Annotated in this window: 19 protein-coding genes; 8 read left to right on the top strand and 11 right to left on the bottom strand. The window is 54.5% G+C overall.

Features of this window, described 5'->3' with window-relative positions; translation table 11 throughout:
• The first annotated feature begins 26 nt into the window (after nt 1-26).
• From pfkA to RTP97_RS16225, 4 genes are all read left to right on the top strand, one after another.
• The gene (gene pfkA / locus RTP97_RS16240; RefSeq protein WP_103821681.1) at nt 27-989 is read left to right on the top strand and encodes a 6-phosphofructokinase; all 963 of its coding nucleotides are present in this window, start codon (nt 27-29) and stop codon (nt 987-989) included.
• 211 nt (nt 990-1,200) lie between these two features.
• Entirely contained in the window at nt 1,201-2,190 is a 990-nt protein-coding gene (locus RTP97_RS16235) for a sulfate ABC transporter substrate-binding protein (protein ID WP_312415480.1), read from the top strand.
• A gap of 102 nt (nt 2,191-2,292) precedes the next feature.
• Entirely contained in the window at nt 2,293-3,597 is a 1,305-nt protein-coding gene (locus RTP97_RS16230) for an SLC13 family permease (RefSeq protein WP_312415477.1), read from the top strand.
• Between the two features lie 125 nt (nt 3,598-3,722).
• Entirely contained in the window at nt 3,723-5,195 is a 1,473-nt protein-coding gene (locus tag RTP97_RS16225; RefSeq protein ID WP_312415474.1) for a DASS family sodium-coupled anion symporter, read from the top strand.
• 48 nt (nt 5,196-5,243) lie between these two features.
• Here the strand turns inward: RTP97_RS16225 and tpiA are convergent, their stop codons facing one another.
• Nucleotides 5,244-6,011, bottom strand: a complete 768-nt coding sequence (gene tpiA / locus RTP97_RS16220) for a triose-phosphate isomerase (RefSeq protein WP_312213958.1) — start codon at nt 6,009-6,011, stop codon at nt 5,244-5,246.
• A 109-nt stretch (nt 6,012-6,120) separates the two neighbouring features.
• Nucleotides 6,121-6,708 carry a DUF1454 family protein gene (locus tag RTP97_RS16215; protein ID WP_312415471.1) on the bottom strand — a complete coding sequence of 196 codons (588 nt, stop codon included), beginning with the start codon at nt 6,706-6,708 and terminating at the stop codon, nt 6,121-6,123.
• A 110-nt stretch (nt 6,709-6,818) separates the two neighbouring features.
• Between RTP97_RS16215 and RTP97_RS16210 the strand changes: the two genes are divergently transcribed.
• Nucleotides 6,819-7,238: a DUF805 domain-containing protein gene (locus tag RTP97_RS16210; RefSeq protein ID WP_312213954.1), complete on the top strand. Its 420-nt coding sequence runs from the start codon at nt 6,819-6,821 to the stop codon at nt 7,236-7,238.
• Between the two features lie 16 nt (nt 7,239-7,254).
• Here the strand turns inward: RTP97_RS16210 and fpr are convergent, their stop codons facing one another.
• A complete protein-coding gene (gene fpr, locus RTP97_RS16205) occupies nt 7,255-8,001 on the bottom strand; it encodes a ferredoxin--NADP(+) reductase (protein ID WP_312415470.1) in 747 nt (248 codons plus the stop codon).
• A 93-nt stretch (nt 8,002-8,094) separates the two neighbouring features.
• Nucleotides 8,095-9,105, bottom strand: coding sequence for a class II fructose-bisphosphatase (gene glpX, locus RTP97_RS16200; RefSeq protein ID WP_312415469.1), 1,011 nt, complete (start codon nt 9,103-9,105; stop codon nt 8,095-8,097).
• A 210-nt stretch (nt 9,106-9,315) separates the two neighbouring features.
• Between glpX and RTP97_RS16195 the strand changes: the two genes are divergently transcribed.
• Together RTP97_RS16195 and RTP97_RS16190 are read left to right on the top strand one after the other, a co-directional pair.
• Nucleotides 9,316-9,501 carry a hypothetical protein gene (locus RTP97_RS16195; protein ID WP_312415466.1) on the top strand — a complete coding sequence of 62 codons (186 nt, stop codon included), beginning with the start codon at nt 9,316-9,318 and terminating at the stop codon, nt 9,499-9,501.
• Nucleotides 9,502-9,554: 53 nt separating this feature from the next.
• Nucleotides 9,555-11,153 (top strand): anti-phage dCTP deaminase, encoded by a 1,599-nt coding sequence (locus tag RTP97_RS16190; RefSeq protein WP_312415463.1) that lies wholly within the window; start codon nt 9,555-9,557, stop codon nt 11,151-11,153.
• A gap of 48 nt (nt 11,154-11,201) precedes the next feature.
• On the opposite strand, the gene glpK is transcribed toward RTP97_RS16190, so the two are convergent.
• Together glpK and RTP97_RS16180 are read right to left on the bottom strand one after the other, a co-directional pair.
• Nucleotides 11,202-12,710 carry a glycerol kinase GlpK gene (glpK, locus tag RTP97_RS16185; protein ID WP_312415461.1) on the bottom strand — a complete coding sequence of 503 codons (1,509 nt, stop codon included), beginning with the start codon at nt 12,708-12,710 and terminating at the stop codon, nt 11,202-11,204.
• A gap of 20 nt (nt 12,711-12,730) precedes the next feature.
• Complete coding sequence (locus tag RTP97_RS16180; RefSeq protein ID WP_312415459.1) at nt 12,731-13,579, bottom strand: MIP/aquaporin family protein; 849 nt, start codon at nt 13,577-13,579, stop codon at nt 12,731-12,733.
• 391 nt (nt 13,580-13,970) lie between these two features.
• Here RTP97_RS16180 and zapB point away from each other — a divergent pair, with 391 nt between their 5' ends.
• Nucleotides 13,971-14,216 (top strand): septal ring assembly protein ZapB, encoded by a 246-nt coding sequence (gene zapB / locus RTP97_RS16175; protein WP_103821672.1) that lies wholly within the window; start codon nt 13,971-13,973, stop codon nt 14,214-14,216.
• 71 nt (nt 14,217-14,287) lie between these two features.
• Here zapB and rraA read toward each other — a convergent pair whose 3' ends face one another.
• The 5 genes from rraA to ftsN all read right to left on the bottom strand — a co-directional run bounded on the left by rraA (nt 14,288) and on the right by ftsN (nt 18,744).
• A complete protein-coding gene (rraA, locus tag RTP97_RS16170; RefSeq protein WP_312213946.1) occupies nt 14,288-14,773 on the bottom strand; it encodes a ribonuclease E activity regulator RraA in 486 nt (161 codons plus the stop codon).
• A gap of 92 nt (nt 14,774-14,865) precedes the next feature.
• On the bottom strand, nt 14,866-15,792 hold the full coding sequence (gene menA / locus RTP97_RS16165; RefSeq protein WP_312415457.1) for a 1,4-dihydroxy-2-naphthoate polyprenyltransferase: 927 nt from the start codon (nt 15,790-15,792) through the stop codon (nt 14,866-14,868).
• A gap of 67 nt (nt 15,793-15,859) precedes the next feature.
• Nucleotides 15,860-17,191 carry an HslU--HslV peptidase ATPase subunit gene (gene hslU / locus RTP97_RS16160; RefSeq protein WP_312415455.1) on the bottom strand — a complete coding sequence of 444 codons (1,332 nt, stop codon included), beginning with the start codon at nt 17,189-17,191 and terminating at the stop codon, nt 15,860-15,862.
• 9 nt (nt 17,192-17,200) lie between these two features.
• Nucleotides 17,201-17,731, bottom strand: coding sequence for an ATP-dependent protease subunit HslV (gene hslV, locus RTP97_RS16155; protein ID WP_312415453.1), 531 nt, complete (start codon nt 17,729-17,731; stop codon nt 17,201-17,203).
• Between the two features lie 89 nt (nt 17,732-17,820).
• Complete coding sequence (gene ftsN, locus RTP97_RS16150; protein WP_312415450.1) at nt 17,821-18,744, bottom strand: cell division protein FtsN; 924 nt, start codon at nt 18,742-18,744, stop codon at nt 17,821-17,823.
• Nucleotides 18,745-18,752: the final 8 nt, after the last annotated feature.

Genomic DNA, 18,752 nt, shown 5'->3' with positions numbered 1-18,752 from the left:
TTGCATTCCTAAGTTCAGAGGTAGTCATGATTAAGAAAATCGGTGTGTTGACAAGTGGCGGTGATGCGCCTGGCATGAACGCTGCAATTCGTGGCGTAGTCCGGGCAGCATTGACTGAAGGTCTGGAAGTCTGCGGCATTTACGACGGCTATCTGGGCCTGTATGAAGACCGTATGGTGCAACTCGACCGCTACAGCGTCTCCGACATGATCAACCGTGGCGGCACGTTCCTTGGCTCTGCTCGCTTCCCGGAGTTCCGTGAAGAGCATATCCGCGCCGTGGCTATCGAAAACATGAAAAAACGCGGCATCGACGCGCTGGTGGTCATCGGCGGCGACGGCTCTTATATGGGGGCAAAACGCCTGACCGAGATGGGCTTCCCGTGTATCGGCCTCCCGGGCACTATCGATAACGACGTTGCCGGTACCGACTACACCATCGGCTACTTCACCGCGCTGCATACCGTCGTTGAAGCGATTGACCGCCTGCGCGATACCTCCTCTTCCCACCAGCGTATCTCCATCGTGGAAGTGATGGGCCGCTACTGTGGCGATCTGACCCTGGCGGCGGCTATTGCCGGTGGCTGTGAGTTTATCGTCCTGCCGGAAGTTGAGTTTAACCGTGAAGATCTGGTGAGCGAGATCAAAGCTGGGATCGCCAAAGGTAAAAAGCATGCCATCGTGGCGATTACCGAGCATATCTGCGATATCGACGAGCTGGCGAAGTACATCGAGTCTGAGACCAAGCGCGAAACCCGTGCCACCGTTCTCGGCCACATCCAGCGCGGCGGCTCTCCGGTCCCTTACGACCGTATTCTGGCCTCCCGTATGGGTGCCTACGCCATTGAACTGCTCCTGCAGGGCCACGGCGGCCGCTGCGTCGGTATTCAGAACGAGAAGATGGTGCACCATGACATCATCGACGCTATCGAAAATATGAAGCGTCCGTTTAAAGGCGACTGGCTGGACTGCGCTAAGAAGCTCTACTAACAGTAATTTTCGCCGGGTGGCGGCTGCGCCTTACCCGGCCTACAACGCCATCCCGTAGGCTCGGTAAGCGTAGCGCCACCGAGCTTTTTTTCGCCTAACCCCATCTTTATTCCCCTTCGTTATAGCCAATCTTTTTTTATTCTTTAATCATTGATCCACTTTCTGGCACGCTGAGTCCATCACAACACAACTCAACATAAGAGAGTGAGCGATGAACAAATGGGGTGTAGGGTTAACGTTGCTGCTGGCCTCCGGCAGCGTTCTGGCAAAGGACATTCAGCTTTTAAACGTCTCTTACGATCCAACGCGTGAGCTGTACGAGCAGTACAACAAAGCATTTAGCGCACACTGGAAGCAGGAGACCGGTGATAACGTGACTGTTCGCCAGTCGCACGGCGGCTCAGGCAAACAGGCTACCTCCGTCATCAATGGCATCGAAGCCGATGTGGTGACCCTGGCACTGGCCTATGACGTTGATGCCATCGCCGAACGTGGACGCATCGACAAAAACTGGATCAAACGCCTGCCGGATAACTCCGCGCCCTATACCTCCACCATCGTTTTCCTGGTGCGTAAAGGCAACCCGAAACAGATCCACGACTGGAACGATCTGATTAAGCCGGGCGTCTCGGTGATCACGCCGAACCCGAAAAGCTCCGGCGGTGCACGCTGGAACTACCTGGCGGCGTGGGGCTACGCTCTGCACCACAACAACAATGACCAGGCTAAAGCGCAGGACTTCGTGAAAGCGCTCTTCAAGAACGTGGAAGTGCTGGACTCCGGCGCACGTGGGGCGACCAATACCTTCGTTGAGCGTGGCATCGGTGACGTGCTGATCGCCTGGGAGAACGAGGCGCTGCTGGCCACTAACGAGTTGGGCAAAGACAAGTTTGAAATTGTCACCCCGAGCGAGTCTATCCTCGCCGAACCGACCGTCTCCGTGGTTGACAAAGTGGTCGATAAAAAAGAGACCAAAGCCGTGGCTGAAGCCTATCTGAAGTATCTTTACTCCCCGGAAGGGCAGGAGATCGCGGCGAAAAACTTCTACCGTCCGCGTAACCCGGACGTAGCGAAGAAATATGACAGCGAGTTCCCGAAACTCAAGCTGTTCACCATTGATGATGAGTTTGGTGGCTGGACAAAAGCCCAGAAGGATCACTTCTCTAACGGTGGTACCTTCGACCAAATCAGCAAGCGTTAAGACTAACGGCCCCGCGGGGCCGTTTTTTTGTCCCACTATTAATGGCGTTTACTGAACCCTCCTGTCGCCGTAGACTCGGTGAAAAAATAGCAGGAGACAGGCATGTCACTCTGGTTAACGCACCCTCTGTTCCTTCCCTCACTGATTATCGGTATTACCATCGTGCTGTGGGCGGCCTCCCTGCTGCCGGAGTTTATTACCGCGCTGCTCTTCTTTGCCGCTGCCATGGTAGCCAAAATCGCACCGGCGGACGTTATTTTCGGCGGCTTTGCCTCGTCGGCATTCTGGCTGGTCTTTAGCGGCTTTGTGCTGGGCGTGGCGATCCGCAAGACCGGGCTGGCTGACCGGGCGGCGAGGGCGATCTCGGCGAAACTGACGGATTCGTGGCTGTTGATGGTGGGCAGCGTCGTGTTACTGAGCTATGCCCTGGCCTTTATCATGCCGTCGAACATGGGGCGCATCGCCCTGCTGATGCCCATTGTTGCCGCGATGGCGGCGCGGGCCGGGATCAATGAGGGGTCGCGGGCATGGTTTGGCCTGGCGCTGGCGGTGGGTTTTGGTACCTTCCAGCTCTCCGCCACCATTCTGCCGGCTAACGTGCCGAACCTGGTGATGAGCGGCGCGGCGGAAGGGGCGTTTGGTATCCATCTCAACTACGTTCCCTATCTGCTGCTGCATACCCCGGTGCTGGGCATTTTGAAGGGGCTGATCCTGATTGCGCTCATCTGCTGGCTCTTTCCCGGCAGGCCCCACGCGGCGCGCGATCTCGAACCCGCTGCACCGATGAGCCGGGACGAGAAGCGGCTCGCCTGGATGCTGGCAGTCGTACTTATCCTGTGGGTGACAGAGAGCTGGCATGGAGTTGGCCCGGCCTGGACCGGACTGGTGGCGGCCTGCGTGACGCTGCTGCCGCGTATCGGCTTTATTAACGGGGAGGAGTTCTCTAAAGGGGTGAACATCCGGACCTGCATCTACGTGGCGGGGATTTTAGGCCTGGCGATCACGGTGACGCAAACCGGTATTGGCCGTGCGGTGGGCGACGCCCTGCTGCATATTATGCCGCTCGATCCGCAAAATCCGTTTACCAGTTTCCTGGCGCTGACCGGCATTACTACCGCGCTTAACTTTATTATGACCGCCAACGGTGTTCCGGCACTCTATACCACCCTGGCCAAGAGCTTCTCTGACGCTACCGGGTTCCCGCTGCTGTCGGTGATTATGATCCAGGTGCTGGGGTACTCGACGCCGCTGCTGCCGTACCAGGCCTCGCCCATCGTGGTGGCGATGGCGTTAGGCAAGGTACCCGCACGGGCGGGGATCTTGCTCTGTCTGGCACTGGCGGTGGCAACGTATCTGGTACTGCTGCCGCTGGACTATCTGTGGTATCAGGTATTGGGAAAACTCTAATCCTCTTCTGCGAAAGTCGTTCTCTTAATCCTTAAGTTTTGTGAGGTGATAGAGGGATTTATCCTTGATGATGCTGGTTAATACCTCAGCGCGCATCTGCGCGCTGAACATTCAAGGATGGATTTATGGACAGTTTAACCCCTGTACGATGTTGGCCCGCCATCATTGCTATTGCTATCACCTTGACCATCTCGTTGGTTATTCCCGTACCTGCCGATGTAACGCCTGAGGCGTGGCAGCTGCTGGCGCTGTTTATCGGCACCATTGCAGCGATTATCGGTAAAGCCATGCCTATTGGCGCTATTGCCATAGTGGCGATTATGCTGGTGGCGATGACCGGCGTTACTCACCCCGGTAAACCTACGGCGGCGCTTAGCGATGCGCTGAGCGGCTTCTCTAACCAACTGATCTGGCTGATTGGCCTGTCGATTATGCTTTCGCAAAGTTTGCTTAAAACGGGTCTGGGGGGACGTATCGGCTACGGGTTTATTGCCCTGTTCGGCAAGCGGACAATGGGGATCGCCTGGGCCTTAACCCTGGCGGAAACGCTGATTGCACCGGTGACGCCAAGCAATACTGCGCGCGGCGGCGGCATTATCCACCCTATTATGCGGGCGATTGCAGAGAGCCTTGGCTCTCAGCCTGGCGACAGTGAAAACGGCTCGACGGGGCGTTATCTGGCGTTGGTGAATTACAACATTAACCCCATCACGTCTGCGATGTTTATCACTGCAACCGCGCCAAACCCGTTGATTGTTAGCTTTTTAACCAAAGGTAGCGATGGCGTGCTGAATATGACCTGGGGGATGTGGGCCGTTGCCGCCCTGCTTCCGGCAGTCATATCGCTGATTGTCATGCCGATCGTTATCTGGCTGATCTATCCGCCTGCGATAACGCGTACGCCAGACGCGCCACGTTTTGCCCGGCAAAAGCTGGATGCGCTTGGCCCCCTATCCCTCGCCGAGAAGATTACTTTGGCGGTCTTCATTTTACTGCTTTGCCTGTGGGCTGATGTGCCAGCCATGGTAATGGGAAGCAGCTGGAGCGTGAACCCGACCAGCGCAGCGCTAATCGGCCTCTCTATTCTGTTACTCACTGGGGTATTAAGCTGGGAGGATATTCTTAAGTGCCGCGGGGCCTGGGATACCATCGTTTGGTTCGCCGCATTGGTCATGATGGCAGAGTTTCTAAGCAAGCTGGGGCTTGTGAGCTGGCTGGCGACGAGCGTTGGCAGCGCTATCAGCCACTTAGGCCTGCACTGGAGTATTGCGACGCTGCTTTTGATCCTTATCTATTTCTATTCCCACTACTTTTTCGCCAGCACCACCGCGCATATTACCGCCATGTTTGCCGCTTTCTTCGCTGCGGGGCTGGGATTGGGCGCACCACCTGCGCTGCTTGGTTTAATGCTCGGTTTTTCTTCGTCGCTGATGATGTCGCTGACGCACTATGGAACGGGCACGGCACCCATTATTTTTGGTTCTGGCTACGTTACGCTTGCGGAGTGGTGGAAAACGGGGCTGGTGATGTCGGTAGTCAATCTGCTGATTTGGGGCGTTACCGGTGCCCTCTGGTGGCACTGGTTAGGATACTGGTAAGGCAGAACGAGAGTATGACGGGGGAGACGATCCCCCGTCACTGCAGGATTACGCCTGTTTAGCCGCTTCCGCTGCCTTCACAATCACTGCGAACGCGTCAGCTTTCAGGGATGCACCGCCAACCAGCGCACCGTCGATATCCGGCTGGGTGAACAGTTCAGCCGCGTTAGAGGCGTTAACCGAGCCGCCGTACTGAATGATCACTTGCTCAGCCACTTTCGCGTCAGCTTTAGCAATGTGGTCACGGATAAATTTATGCACCGCCTGGGCCTGCGCCGGGGTCGCTGATTTGCCGGTACCGATAGCCCATACCGGTTCGTAGGCAATCACTACGCCTTCGAACGCGGCTGCGCCCTGGGTCTTCAGCACGGCGTCGATCTGACGTGCGCACACTTCTTCGGTTTTACCCGCTTCGTTTTCTGCTTCGGTTTCACCGATGCACAGAACTGGGATCAGACCCTGCTCTTTCAGCACGGCGAATTTTTTCGCGATCAGCTCGTCAGATTCAGCGTGGTAGGTGCGACGCTCTGAGTGACCGATAATGATGTACTGTGCGCCAACGTCTTTCAGCATCTCAGCAGACGTTTCACCGGTAAATGCGCCGGAGAGGTTCACGTCAACGTTCTGCGCGCCGAGGATAATGTGGCTGCCCGCTGCGGCCTGTTTGGCCAGGTCCAGATACATGGCCGGCGGCGCGATTGCTACGCCGCAGCCGGTGACGCCAGCCAGCTCTTTACGCAGGTTAGCTACCAGCTCGTTTACCATCTGGCGGCTGCCGTTCAGTTTCCAGTTACCCATCACTAAAGGATGTCGCATTTTTATTCTCCACGCTTTGTCAGCGAATCAAGGAATATGGCTGCCGTTTGCAGGCAGCATGGTTGTCAAACAGTATAGAGATTCATCCCTGCAAAGGCTTTGCTTTTTATCATTTATTGTTACCTTCAGCACTATCAGATAGCGTCAGCTTAATCGGTTCAACAGCGAAGGTCAGCCCTTTTTCGCCGTTATCTGCTGCAACATAGCGCAGCGCGCCTTCCGTCTCGGCATACCAGGCTTTGCCTTTGCCTCTGTTCAGCAGCTTTTGCACTTTTTGCAGGCTATTGGCTTTGGATAGCTGCGGTGAAAAGGCGCGTAACACTGCGGCCATATACTCCAGCGCTTTGGCTTTCGCCGCTTTCTGCTCTGGCCCCTGAACGGGCAGCCAGGTGATCTGCATCGACTTGATCTTTAGCGTGCCGCGCTCAAGGGCCGTGGAGGCATAGAGCGATTCATTGATCTTGCTGGCGGCCCGGGTCAAATTGGCGCGGTCGTTGCGTGATTCAATGGCGCGAAACTCGTTTAGCGCCAGCCCAGGGTTATCGGCGTTAAACTTCTCCCGGAACTGGCTAATGGATTGATCGAAGGTTGGCGCGCCCGCCAGCAGATAGGGGGCCGTGGCGGCAAGGGGAACCTCTACCGCCAGCGCGGGCAGACAAAACATCAGCCAGGCCAGTAATACGCTCCATTTTTTCATGATCTCTCCCTCTGTTTAGCTATCCCGATTAAAACGATAACCGTCTGGCTTGTCAAAAGCTGACCCGACTAAGGTAAACTACGCAGCACTACGATTATAAGGAACCTTACATGACCATACAGCAGTGGTTATTCTCATTTAAAGGGCGTATTGGACGCCGTGACTTCTGGATCTGGATAGCGCTCTGGGCGCTGTCGATGGTGGCACTCTTTTCACTGGCGGGAAGCGGGCTGGTAGATCTACAGCTGGCTGCCTTTGCGCTGGTGAGCCTGCTCTGGCCAACCACCTGCGTGGTGGTAAAACGGCTGCACGATCGCGGTAAATCAGGCTATTGGGCCTTGCTGCTGATCCTGGCGTGGATGTTGCTGGCCGGACGCTGGGATGTGTTAGGGGGCGTCTGGACGTGGGCGGTAGGGCGCTTTATCCCAACGCTGATTCTGGTCATGCTGCTGGTAGACCTCGGCGCGTTTCTTGGCACGCCGGGCGAAAACAAGTTTGGTAAAACGACGCTGGACGTTAAGTTCCGTTAGCCACCAGGCCCGTTAATTACCAATAGTGCTCAGCGGTCATATGGCCCGGACGACGGCGCAGGTGTTTGGCCATCTGCCGGGTCTCTTTCAGTAGCTGCTGAGTATCACGCACCATCTGCGGATTCCCGCACAGCATCACATGGCTCTCTTCCGCTCGCATCGTCAGCCCGACGGCGCGCTCTAGCTCACCGCTATCAATCAACGCCGGTACACGTCCGTGCAGCGAACCGGCTACCGTTTCGCGACTGACTACCGTCTGAATGCGCAGTTTACCCTCGTAGCGTTTTTGCAGCTCCAGCATCAACGGTAGATAGCTGAGATCCTCGGCATAGCGCGCGGCATGAACCAGCACAAGGTTTTTGAAGCGCTCCAGGTCCTTCCCCTCCTGCAGAATCGAGAGGTAGGGGCCAATGGCTGTTCCGGTAGCCAGCATCCACAGCGTTTCACACTCGGGGATCTCCTCCAGCACAAAGAACCCGGCGGCCTCGCTCACGATCAGCACCTCATCGCCCGGCTTCAGCGCCGCAAGGCGCGGACTCAGCTTGCCGTCCGGTACGGTGACCAGATAAAACTCAAGATTAGGATCGCTGGGAGCGTTAACGTAGGAGTAGGCGCGCTGCACGCGCTCGCCGTCAATCTCCAGGCCCAGCTTGGCAAACTGGCCCGCTTTGAAGGGGTGGATGGGAGCATGAACGGTGAGGCTAAAGAGCGCGTCGGTCCAAAATTCTACCTTCGTAACTTTTCCTGTAATCCAATCCGCCATGATCGTCTCCTGTTCTGTATAGCCTTATCTTCGTCGCTTAAAGCGAACTTTTCCAGCCCAGGCGGGCCGGAAAGCTCGATTGATCAAATGACCTTAGAGAATGTGGCGCTGTACGTCCGCATCTTTGCGATCGAGATAGTGAATCGACTGAATGCGGCGGATAGTACGGGACTTGCCGCGGATCAGCAGGGTTTCGGTGGTGGCCATATTGCCCTTGCGGCTAATGCCGTCGAGCAGATCGCCCTTGGTGATGCCGGTGGCGGAAAAAATCACGTTATCGTTGCGCGCCATGTCGCCCAGCTGCAGCACGCTGCCCGCCTCGATCCCCATCTCTTTACAGCGCGCCAGCTCCTGCTCGCCGATGCGGCGGTTCTCTTCGCTGTCGCCCTTCACGTGATGGCGTGCCAGCAGGCGGCCCTGCATATCACCGTCCAGCGCGCGAATAGCGGCGGCGGAGACCACACCCTCTGGTGCGCCGCCGATACCGTAGAGTACGTCCACTTCGCTGTCTGGCATGCAGGTCAGAATCGAGGCTGCTACGTCGCCATCGGGAATGGCAAACACGCGCACGCCGAGCTGCTGCATCTGGGCGATGACCGCATCGTGGCGCGGTTTCGCCAGGATCGTTACGGTCAGCTCGTCGAGCGGCTTGCCAAGCGCGGCCGCCACGTTACGCAGATTCTCTTCCAGGGGCAGGTCAAGATCGATAGCGCCCCTGGCGCCAGGGCCGACAATCAGCTTCTCCATATACATATCCGGCGCGTTCAGGAAGCTGCCCTTGTCACCCACGGCCAGCACCGCCAGCGCATTGGCCTGGCCCATCGCCGTCATGCGGGTGCCTTCGATAGGATCAACGGCAATATCTACCGCGTCGCCCTGACCGGTGCCGACGCGCTCGCCGATATAGAGCATTGGTGCTTCGTCAATCTCCCCCTCGCCAATCACGATGGTGCCGTCAATGTTGACCTGATTGAGCACAATGCGCATGGCGTTCACCGCCGCGCCGTCGGCAACGTTTTTATCGCCCCGGCCCAGCCACTTGTAGCCGGCCAGCGCAGCCGCTTCCGTCACGCGGGAAAATTCAATAGCAAGCTCTCGTTTCATTGCACACTCGTCATTAAAGGAATTATGCAAAGTTTAACACAGAGATACCCTTAATGAGTTCAGGTTGTTTTTTTATTAGATTCAATGAGTTAACTGTTATTTAGCGTAAGGCGCAATTAATGCGCTATCTTTGAAATAAGGGATTAACGTGTATTGACGACAAAGTCTATTCGCGTAAAATGCGTACAGATTGAAATGAGGGTAAAAGCCATGATTATTGATTTAAGAAATAAAAAAAATGATAATAATACCTCAGGCAGCGAGCAGGCTAATGAAGCATACCCAAAGGGCAATGCCCAAGTTCTAGCATTTCCTTTTACAAAAAGGGATAAAAATATTGATAATGATCAAGCAACCGCTGCAATCCTTAAAAGAGCAAAGTCTCTCAAGTGGTGATTAAAAAATAGATGCTATATATTTAATGCTTTCATGCTAATGAGAGCATTTTTATGGCTAGCAATGCAGTAAAAAAATCAAGCAGCACCATACCCACCTCAAGCATTTCCAATAGCCGCGATACTATAGACAGCATAGTACAGAGACAATCTAATGAATTGATTATTGCTTTCTGTGGACCAATTGGTGCAGGCATCAAATCTGTAAGATTAGCTTTTGAAAAAAATCTGGTAGATTTCGGTTATAAAGTTGAGCATATACATATCAGCGCATTAATGGATGAAATAGATAAGCAAAAACTGAGAACTACCGATGCTTATGATCGATATATAAAAAGACAGGATCAAGGAAATCGTTTACGGAAAAAATACTCTTCTCAAATTTTAGCGGAGGCAGCAATATATGAAATGGCTAAAATTAAACAAAAAGCTAAGCCTCCTGCGCAGGAAGAGGCAAGATTTAACGGTAAATATGCATATCTTATTGATCAACTTAAAAACCCTGCTGAAGTAGAGTTACTTCGATTAGTTTATCAGCACAATTTTTATTTAGTTGGTGTTGTCAGAAATGAAACGGAGCGTAAAAGAAATTTAAGAGATGAAGATATTACTCCTCAACATATAGACGATCTTATTCATCGAGATCGTAAAAGTGGTGGAAATTCAGGGCAGCAAGTTGAAAAAACTATCTTAGATGCTGACTTTTTTATCAGAAACAACCAAAGTCACTCAACTCAGCTAAATACAAAAGTTGAACGCTTTCTTGGCTTGATTCATGGAAGAAATGGATTAACGCCTTCCTTACATGAAAAAGGTATGTTTAATGCTTTTAGCGCATCACTTCAGTCAGCTTGCTTATCTCGTCAGGTAGGTGCAGCTATTGCTGATAAGAATGGCAATATATTGTCCACTGGCCGAAATGATGTTCCCAGGCCGGGAGGAGGACTATACACATTTGAAGATGAAAACAGAGACTATCGATGCATTCATAAAGGCGGTAAATGTTACAATGATATTCATAAGCTAAAAATAAAAGATAAGATTGAAGCGCAGATTAGGCTTAAAATGGATACAATTAATAATGGTTCAGGTGAGAGCGATGAAAGTTCAGCAAAGACTCTTTACGGAAGCTTTACAGACAACTTCATAAAATCATTAACTGATGATATATATAATAATTCGCCTATAAGATCGTTAATAGAATATTCAAGAGCTATTCATGCAGAAATGGATGCAATAACTACACTGGCAAGGACAGGGGAGGCATCTACTTTAAATAAAGTTATGTATACTACAACATATCCTTGCCATAATTGTGCCAGGCATATAGTAGCAGCAGGGATTAATAAAGTTTATTACATTGAACCCTATGAGAAAAGTTTAGCTTTAGATTTGCATGATGATTCGATTAGTGATGTAAACATAAGTGATGGTTTAAAAGTTAATTTTATTCAGTTTGAGGGCATCTCTCCACGGAGGTACACTAAATTCTTTTTTTCAACGGCAGATCGGAAAGATAATTCTGGTAACGCTTTAAAGTTCACAACAAAATATAATAATCATGTCGATATCCAATTTCTTGATAGCTATCAAGAAATCGAAGACAAAGTTTCACAAGCATATATTGGAAAGGTTTTCCCTGAAATAGGATAATATAAGTAGCGGCCTATAATATAATTTTTATAGGCCGCTATAATTTTATTACTCGTCGTGTTCTTCCCACGCCATGGCGCGTTTCACGGCTTTTTTCCAGCCGCTATAGCGGTAGTTACGCTCGGTAGTTTCGATGCCCGGACGGAACTCGCGCTCGATAATCGCTTTCTCCTGGAGTTCGTCGAGGTTCTGCCAGAAGCCCACCGCCAGGCCAGCCAGATAGGCTGCACCCAGGGCCGTGACTTCGCGCACTTCCGGACGCTCAACGCGGGTACCAAGGATATCGGACTGGAACTGCATCAGGAAATTGTTGGCTACCGCGCCACCGTCCACACGCAGGGCATGCAGACGAATGCCGGAGTCGGCCTGCATGGCTTCCAGCACGTCACGGGTCTGATAGGCGATAGATTCCAGCGTCGCGCGGATAATGTGGTTCGAGTTGACGCCACGGGTCAGGCCGAAAATTGCGCCGCGGGCGTAGGGATCCCAGTAGGGCGCGCCGAGGCCGGTAAAGGCCGGTACCACGTACACGCCATTGGTATCTTTCACCTTGGTGGCAAAATACTCGGAGTCGAACGAGTCGCTGATCAGCTTCATCTCGTCGCGCAGCCACTGAATGGATGCCCCCGCCATAAATACCGCGCCCTCCAGGGCGTAGTTCACCTCGCCACGCGGACCGCAGGCGATGGTGGTCAGCAGGCCGTGCTCGGAGGCCACTGCTTTCTCGCCGGTGTTCATCAGCATAAAGCAGCCGGTACCGTAGGTATTCTTCGCCATCCCCTGTTTGACGCAGAGCTGGCCGAAGAGCGCCGCCTGCTGGTCACCGGCGATCCCGGCGATAGGAATACGCGTGCCGCCCTTGCCGCCAATGTTGGTCTGGCCGTAGACCTCAGAGGATTTACGCACCTCGGGCAGCATGGCGCGCGGAATATCCAGCACCTCCAGCATCTTCTCATCCCACTCGAGGGTGTGGATGTTAAACAGCATGGTACGAGAGGCGTTGGTGTAGTCAGTAACGTGGACGCGTCCCTGAGTCATCTTCCAGATCAGCCAGCTATCGACGGTGCCGAACAGCAGCTCGCCGCGCTTAGCGCGCTCACGGGAGCCGTCAACGTGGTCGAGGATCCACTTCACCTTGGTGCCGGAAAAGTAGGGGTCGATCACCAGACCGGTGGTGGCGCGGATGTAATCTTCCAGGCCGTCGCGCTTCAGGTGCTCGCAGATATCGGCGGTACGACGGCACTGCCAGACGATGGCGTTGTGAATGGGTTTGCCGGTCTCTTTATCCCAGATCACCACGGTTTCACGTTGGTTAGTGATGCCGATGGCGGCAATCTGATCGGAGCTAATGTCGGCTTTCGCCAGCACTTCCACCAGCGTTGAGCTTTGGCTGGCCCAGATCTCCATTGGATCGTGCTCGACCCAGCCTGGCTTAGGATAGATTTGTTCGAATTCGCGCTGTGAAACGCTGATGATATTGGCGTCGTGATCCATTACCACGGCGCGAGAGCTGGTCGTCCCCTGGTCCAGCGCAACGATATATTTTTTCTCAGTCATCATTTTTTCCCGTAGTCACATTACAGCGACGCTTTGTGTTGTGCGGCAGTGGCAGCTGGCTCTTTCACTTCTTCCTCGCGGATATCGCAGGGCAGGTGGCGGCCAATCAGCTTACGATAACCAAACGCGCCGAGCGCTGCACCTGCTACCGGTCCGAACAGCGGCACCAGGAAGTAAGGAATCTCTTTGCCGCCGGTAAAGGCGACGTCGCCCCAGCCTGCAAGCCAGGCGAAGGCTTTTGGCCCGATATCACGCGCCGGGTTCATCGCAAAACCGGTCAGCGGCCCCATAGAGGCACCAATTACCGCAATCAGCAGGCCAATCAGCAGCGGAGCCAGCGGGCCGCGTGGAATACCGTTGCCATCATCGCCGAGCGCCATGATCACGCCCATCAGGATAGCGGTAATCACCATTTCAACCGCGAAGGCCTGCACAAAATTGATGTGCGGATTCGGATAGGTTGAAAATATTCCGGCCAGATCCAGACTCTCGACGCTGCCGCGTACCATGTGATGCGTCTGTTCAAAATCATAAAACAGGTTGTAATAGAGGCCGTAGACCAGCGCGGCGGCACAAAACGCGCCGGCAAACTGCGAGGCGATAAACGGCGCGACTTTGCGCCCGTCAAAGCAGGCGAACAGCCACAGGGCAATGGTCACCGCCGGGTTGAGATGCGCCCCGGAGACCCCGGCGGTCAGGTAGATGGCCATCGCCACGCCCAGACCCCAGATGATACTGATCTCCCACTGGCCGAAGGAGGCTCCAGCCACCTTCAGCGCCGCAACACAGCCAACCCCGAAGAAAATCAACAACCCGGTACCGAGGAACTCGGCGATGCACTGGCCTTTTAAGGTCGATGTTTGACTCATAATCGGATCCTAAAGTGTGTGTAATGGTTATTGTTAGCATGGCGAGCAGAGACAGCCATGATGTCTGTAGACATAGTGTTAATTTATCGTTAACGAGCAAAAACGAGAAATATCGAAATCAAAATGTGTGTACTGTGTCAATAAAATGAGCGTTTTCGCGCCATAGAGCGCAGATTTTTTCCAGGGGATAATTTGAGGATGAATCATTTCTTTAACGAATCGATTAACAAATCATACGCTGCGGAAGGGTGTAAACCAGGCGAAGGATGAAAAGTGTTGCAAACCGCAAACTACGTGCCCTGGCGCTGGACAGGGGCGACGGGGCTTCATACAATCGGGGCTATGTTGTGCGCGTTTATATTAAAGCGTCGCCTTGCAATTCAGGAGAGGTATGACCATGTCATTAGAAGTATTTGAGAAACTGGAAGCAAAAGTACAGCAGGCGATTGACACCATCACGTTGCTGCAGATGGAAATCGAAGAGCTGAAAGAGAAAAACAACGGCCTGTCGCAGGAAGTGCAGAATGCGCACCACCACCGCGAAGAGCTGGAGCGTGAAAATCATCAGCTACGCGAACAGCAGAACGGCTGGCAGGATCGCCTCCAGGCGCTCTTAGGCCGCATGGAAGAAGTCTAATTACGCTTTATCTTTCGCGTAATGATCAATATTAAGTAGGCCGGGTAAGCGAAGCGCTACCCGGCTTTTTATTACTCGATATCGAGCGGATCTTCGGAGAGGATGATGCCGGTGTTATCGGCATAGAGGTGGTCGCCAGAGAAGAAGGTGACGCCGCCAAAGTTAACGCGGATATCGCTTTCCCCAATGCCTTCCCCTGCTGCCCCCACCGGGATCGCGGCAATCGCCTGGATACCGATGTCCAGCTCTTCAAGATCGTCCACCTGGCGCACCGCGCCGTAGACCACAATGCCTTCCCATTCGTTCTGGGCGGCAAGGCGTGCCAGTTCAGCATCGATCAGTGCGCGACGAACGGAACCGCCGCCGTCAATCAGCAGAACGCGACCACGACCATTCTGTTCGAGCAGATCGTAAAGCAACCCGTTATCCTCGAAACATTTCACCGTGATGATTTGTCCGCCAAACGACGACCGCCCACCAAAGTTGGAGAACAGCGGTTCCACGACGTTGACATCTTCCTGGTAGATGTCACAAAGCTCGGAAGTATCGTATTTCATAGGATTTACGTTTAGTTGCTGCGAGAACTCACAGTATATCGCGCATAATGCATTGTTGGCAAAATCATCAATTGTTAATTGATATTTGTCAGCTAAAGCAGCGTCTTGCTGAGCACAATCCCGACCACAAACAGCAGGTTAGTCAGCAGCGCGCCTTTAACGGTGCGTTCGAGCATCGGCGGCATCGCGGCAGGGTCTTGCTCCCGCAGCACATAGCGCGCCTGACGCACCAGCAGCGGTGCAGCCAGAATGAACAGCCAGCCCCACAGGCTGTACAGGTAGAGCAGGTTAAACAGCCCCAGGCAGAGCAGTGCGCCGAGCAGCAGACAGGCGTGATAGCGGCGGGCGTTCACCGGTCCCAGACGCACTACTAGCGTGTTTTTGCCGTTGGCGCGATCGCTGTCGATATCGCGCAGGTTGTTGACGTTGAGCACCGCCGTCGCCAGCAGACCGCAGGCGGTAGCCGGTAAGAACATCGCCGGGATCAGGGTATGCGCCTGCAAGTAGCCGCTACCCATTACGCTGAGCCAGCCAAAAAAGAGCAGCACCGAAATATCCCCAAGGCCGAGATAGCCATACGGGCGGCGGCCAATGGTGTAGGTGATGGCGGCGACAATCGACAGTCCGCCCAGCGCCATGAAGCCAATAAAATCCGCTACCGTCTGATACGCAACCAGTACCAGCGCCAGGCCAGAGAGGCAGCTGAGCGTGACGGTCACCATCAGGGCGAGTTTCATCTGCCTCTGGCTGATGGCCCCTTTCTGCATTCCCCGCAGCGGCCCGATACGGTCCGGTTTGTCGCTGCCCTTAACCGCGTCACCGTAGTCGTTAGCCAGATTGGAGAGGATCTGCAGCAGTCCGGCGGTAACGAGGGCCAGCACGGCCACCCGCAGATCAAAGTGGCCTTGCCACCAGGCGAGGGCGGTGCCGACCACAATCGCGGCAAACGCAAGGGGAAGGGTCTTCGGACGCAGGCTTTCCAGCCAGGCCTGAGTACGCGTCAGGGTATATTCAGTCATAGGATTCTGCCAATATAAATGGGGCTATATAGCCCCATCAACAGTAATGAAAACGTGCTGAGCGCGATTATAGAATAAAACGGCTCAGGTCTTCATCTGCTACCAGCTCATCCAGGTGCTTGCTCACATAAGCGGCATCGATTGTCACCGATTCGCCGTTCAGATCGCTGGCGTCATAGGAGATATCCTCCATCAGACGCTCCAGAACGGTGTGCAGACGACGGGCACCAATGTTTTCCGTGGTCTCGTTCACCTGCCATGCAGCCTGGGCAATACGTTTGATACCGTCGTCGGTAAAGTCGATGTTGACGCCTTCGGTAGCCATCAGCGCCTTGTACTGCACGGTTACGGAGGCGTTTGGCTCAGTCAGGATGCGCTCAAAGTCCTCGGTGGTCAGCGCCTGCAGCTCAACGCGGATCGGCAGACGACCCTGCAGTTCAGGGATCAGATCCGACGGCTTCGCTACCTGGAACGCACCGGAGGCGATAAACAGGATGTGATCGGTTTTCACCATGCCGTGCTTGGTGGATACGGTGCAGCCTTCCACCAGCGGCAGCAGGTCGCGCTGTACGCCTTCACGGGAGACGTCCGGGCCGGAGGATTCGCCGCGCTTACAGATTTTATCGATCTCATCGATAAACACGATACCGTGTTGTTCAACGGCGTCGATAGCGTCCTGCTTCAGCTCTTCCGGGTTCACCAGCTTGGCCGCTTCCTCTTCAATCAGCAGCTTCATAGCGTCTTTGATCTTCAGCTTACGCGCCTTCTGCTTCTGGCCGCCCAGGTTCTGGAACATCGACTGCAGCTGGCTGGTCATCTCTTCCATGCCCGGAGGTGCCATGATCTCCACGCCCATCGGCGCAGCGGCGAGGTTAATCTCTACCTCTTTGTCGTCCAGCTGGCCTTCACGCAGTTTCTTGCGGAACGCCTGGCGGGCAGCAGATGGCTCCTGAGACTGTTCAGACTGGCCCCAGTTATCTTTCGCTGGCGGGATCAGCACGTCGAGAATGCGCTCTTCCGCCATCTCTTCCGCACGGTAGCGGTTCTTCTCGATCGACTGCATACGCACCATCTTCACGGCGGCATCGGTCAGATCGCGGATAATCGAGTCAACTTCTTTACCGACATAGCCGACTTCGGTGAATTTAGTCGCTTCCACCTTGATGAAAGGTGCATTGGCAAGCTTCGCCAGACGGCGGGCGATTTCAGTTTTACCGACGCCGGTTGGGCCGATCATCAGAATGTTTTTCGGCGTGACTTCATGGCGCAGCTCTTCGTCGAGCTGCATACGACGCCAGCGGTTACGCAGGGCAATCGCAACAGAGCGCTTGGCATTGTCCTGACCGATAATGTGTTTGTTCAGTTCGCTGACAATTTCGCGTGGGGTCATTTCAGACATGGGAGATCCTTACGCTTTAGAGTTTAATTCTTCAATGGTGTGGTTATGGTTGGTATAGATGCAGATATCACCTGCAATATCCAACGCCTTCACCGCAATGTCGCGCGCGTTCATCTCGGTGTTTTCCAACAGAGCGCGGGCGGCGGCCTGGGCATACGGGCCGCCGGAGCCGATAGCAATCAGGTCGTTTTCAGGCTGCACAACGTCGCCGTTACCGGTGATAATCAGCGAGGCGTTTTCATCCGCCACAGCCAGCAGCGCTTCGAGCCTGCGCAGCATGCGATCGGTACGCCAGTCTTTTGCCAGCTCAACGGCGGCTTTCACCAGGTGGCCCTGGTGCATCTCCAGCTTGCGCTCAAACAGTTCAAACAGCGTGAAGGCGTCTGCGGTACCGCCGGCAAAACCTGCGATAACTTTATCGTTGTACAGACGGCGTACTTTTTTCACGTTGCCTTTCATTACGGTATTGCCCAGCGTGGCCTGGCCATCACCGGCAATCACTACCTGACCGTTACGGCGAACACTTACAATTGTTGTCACGAGCAGACCCCTTTGTTGCAATCAGATGAGTCGCCCCGCACGGTGTACGGGGCAGAATGCAATTATAGATGGGGGAGATTTTGGGGGTTTCAACCCCCGGAGGCGAGACGAATGCAGTTTGCGTGGCCGGCCAGCTTCAGGCGATTGATGGTGCCATCGACGTTATCTTTGCCTTTGACCGGACCAATCACGACGCGATTCCAGCCATTGTTGGTGGTGATCCGCGAATCAAAGCCTTCGAACGCCAGCTGGGCGCGAACGGTCTCCGCCTGCTCTGCGCCTTTAAACGAACCGCACTGCACCATCCAGCGACGCTCATCTTTTTTCTCAGCGGCAGGTTTCGCCGCTTCCGGCTCACGCGTGACGGGGGCAGCCTGCTGCGTTTTCGGCGCGGCGGCGGTATGTGCCGGGGTTTGCAGCAGATCCTGATACGGCTGGTTATTGGCGGCAGATTTCGGCTGCTGGCTCTGGCGCGGTGCCTGCGCGCTCTGCACCGTGCGGGTCTGCGGCTGCTCCGTCAGACGCGGCTGGGCTTGCTGCTGCTGAGTTTGCTGCTGTTGGAGCTGCTGCACCTGACGCTGGCGTTGCAGGGTCTGCTGGCGCTGGGCTGGCGTCTGCTCGTTCCAGGGCACCTCGTTGAGCTGGGTCGGCTGCTGGCGCATATCGGCCTGCATCTGCTCTAACAGCTGACGCTGCTCGTTAGTCAGCTGATCCGGGTTCATCACCTCGCCGCCCGCAGAAGGTTCGGTTGGCGCACGCACGCCTGGCTGACGGCTCTCCAGCTCTTTGATATAGCGCCAGCGCTCTTCCGGCTTCGGCGGTAGGCCGTTGCCCGGGACCTTCTGGCTTTGCAGGGTCTCGGACTCCTCTTTTTTATGATGGGTAATAAAGTACAGGCCACCGAGAAAGGCGACCAGCACAACAGGCGTATTACGTTGCTTCTTCCTTGAGGTGCTCGTTTTTCGCCGCGAAGGAGCCGACTGGCTGCGGCGTACATAATCTCGTTGTGCCACTATCGTTT

The sequence above is a fragment of the Pseudescherichia sp. genome, assembly GCF_031998825.1.
Lineage (GTDB): Bacteria > Pseudomonadota > Gammaproteobacteria > Enterobacterales > Enterobacteriaceae > Pseudescherichia.
This window is presented reverse-complemented; position numbering and strand designations above follow the sequence as displayed.

Coding starts and splice junctions, on each gene's coding strand:
- rraA (WP_312213946.1), bottom strand. CDS start 14,773: ATGAAATACGATACTTCCGAGCTTTGTGACATCTACCAGGAAGATGTC.
- glpK (WP_312415461.1), bottom strand. CDS start 12,710: ATGACTGAGAAAAAATATATCGTTGCGCTGGACCAGGGGACGACCAGC.
- RTP97_RS16180 (WP_312415459.1), bottom strand. CDS start 13,579: ATGAGTCAAACATCGACCTTAAAAGGCCAGTGCATCGCCGAGTTCCTC.
- glpX (WP_312415469.1), bottom strand. CDS start 9,105: ATGAAACGAGAGCTTGCTATTGAATTTTCCCGCGTGACGGAAGCGGCT.
- hslU (WP_312415455.1), bottom strand. CDS start 17,191: ATGTCTGAAATGACCCCACGCGAAATTGTCAGCGAACTGAACAAACAC.
- tpiA (WP_312213958.1), bottom strand. CDS start 6,011: ATGCGACATCCTTTAGTGATGGGTAACTGGAAACTGAACGGCAGCCGC.
- RTP97_RS16195 (WP_312415466.1), top strand. CDS start 9,316: ATGATTATTGATTTAAGAAATAAAAAAAATGATAATAATACCTCAGGC.
- RTP97_RS16190 (WP_312415463.1), top strand. CDS start 9,555: ATGGCTAGCAATGCAGTAAAAAAATCAAGCAGCACCATACCCACCTCA.
- RTP97_RS16215 (WP_312415471.1), bottom strand. CDS start 6,708: ATGAAAAAATGGAGCGTATTACTGGCCTGGCTGATGTTTTGTCTGCCC.
- menA (WP_312415457.1), bottom strand. CDS start 15,792: ATGACTGAATATACCCTGACGCGTACTCAGGCCTGGCTGGAAAGCCTG.
- fpr (WP_312415470.1), bottom strand. CDS start 8,001: ATGGCGGATTGGATTACAGGAAAAGTTACGAAGGTAGAATTTTGGACC.
- RTP97_RS16230 (WP_312415477.1), top strand. CDS start 2,293: ATGTCACTCTGGTTAACGCACCCTCTGTTCCTTCCCTCACTGATTATC.
- RTP97_RS16235 (WP_312415480.1), top strand. CDS start 1,201: ATGAACAAATGGGGTGTAGGGTTAACGTTGCTGCTGGCCTCCGGCAGC.
- RTP97_RS16210 (WP_312213954.1), top strand. CDS start 6,819: ATGACCATACAGCAGTGGTTATTCTCATTTAAAGGGCGTATTGGACGC.
- RTP97_RS16225 (WP_312415474.1), top strand. CDS start 3,723: ATGGACAGTTTAACCCCTGTACGATGTTGGCCCGCCATCATTGCTATT.
- pfkA (WP_103821681.1), top strand. CDS start 27: ATGATTAAGAAAATCGGTGTGTTGACAAGTGGCGGTGATGCGCCTGGC.
- zapB (WP_103821672.1), top strand. CDS start 13,971: ATGACCATGTCATTAGAAGTATTTGAGAAACTGGAAGCAAAAGTACAG.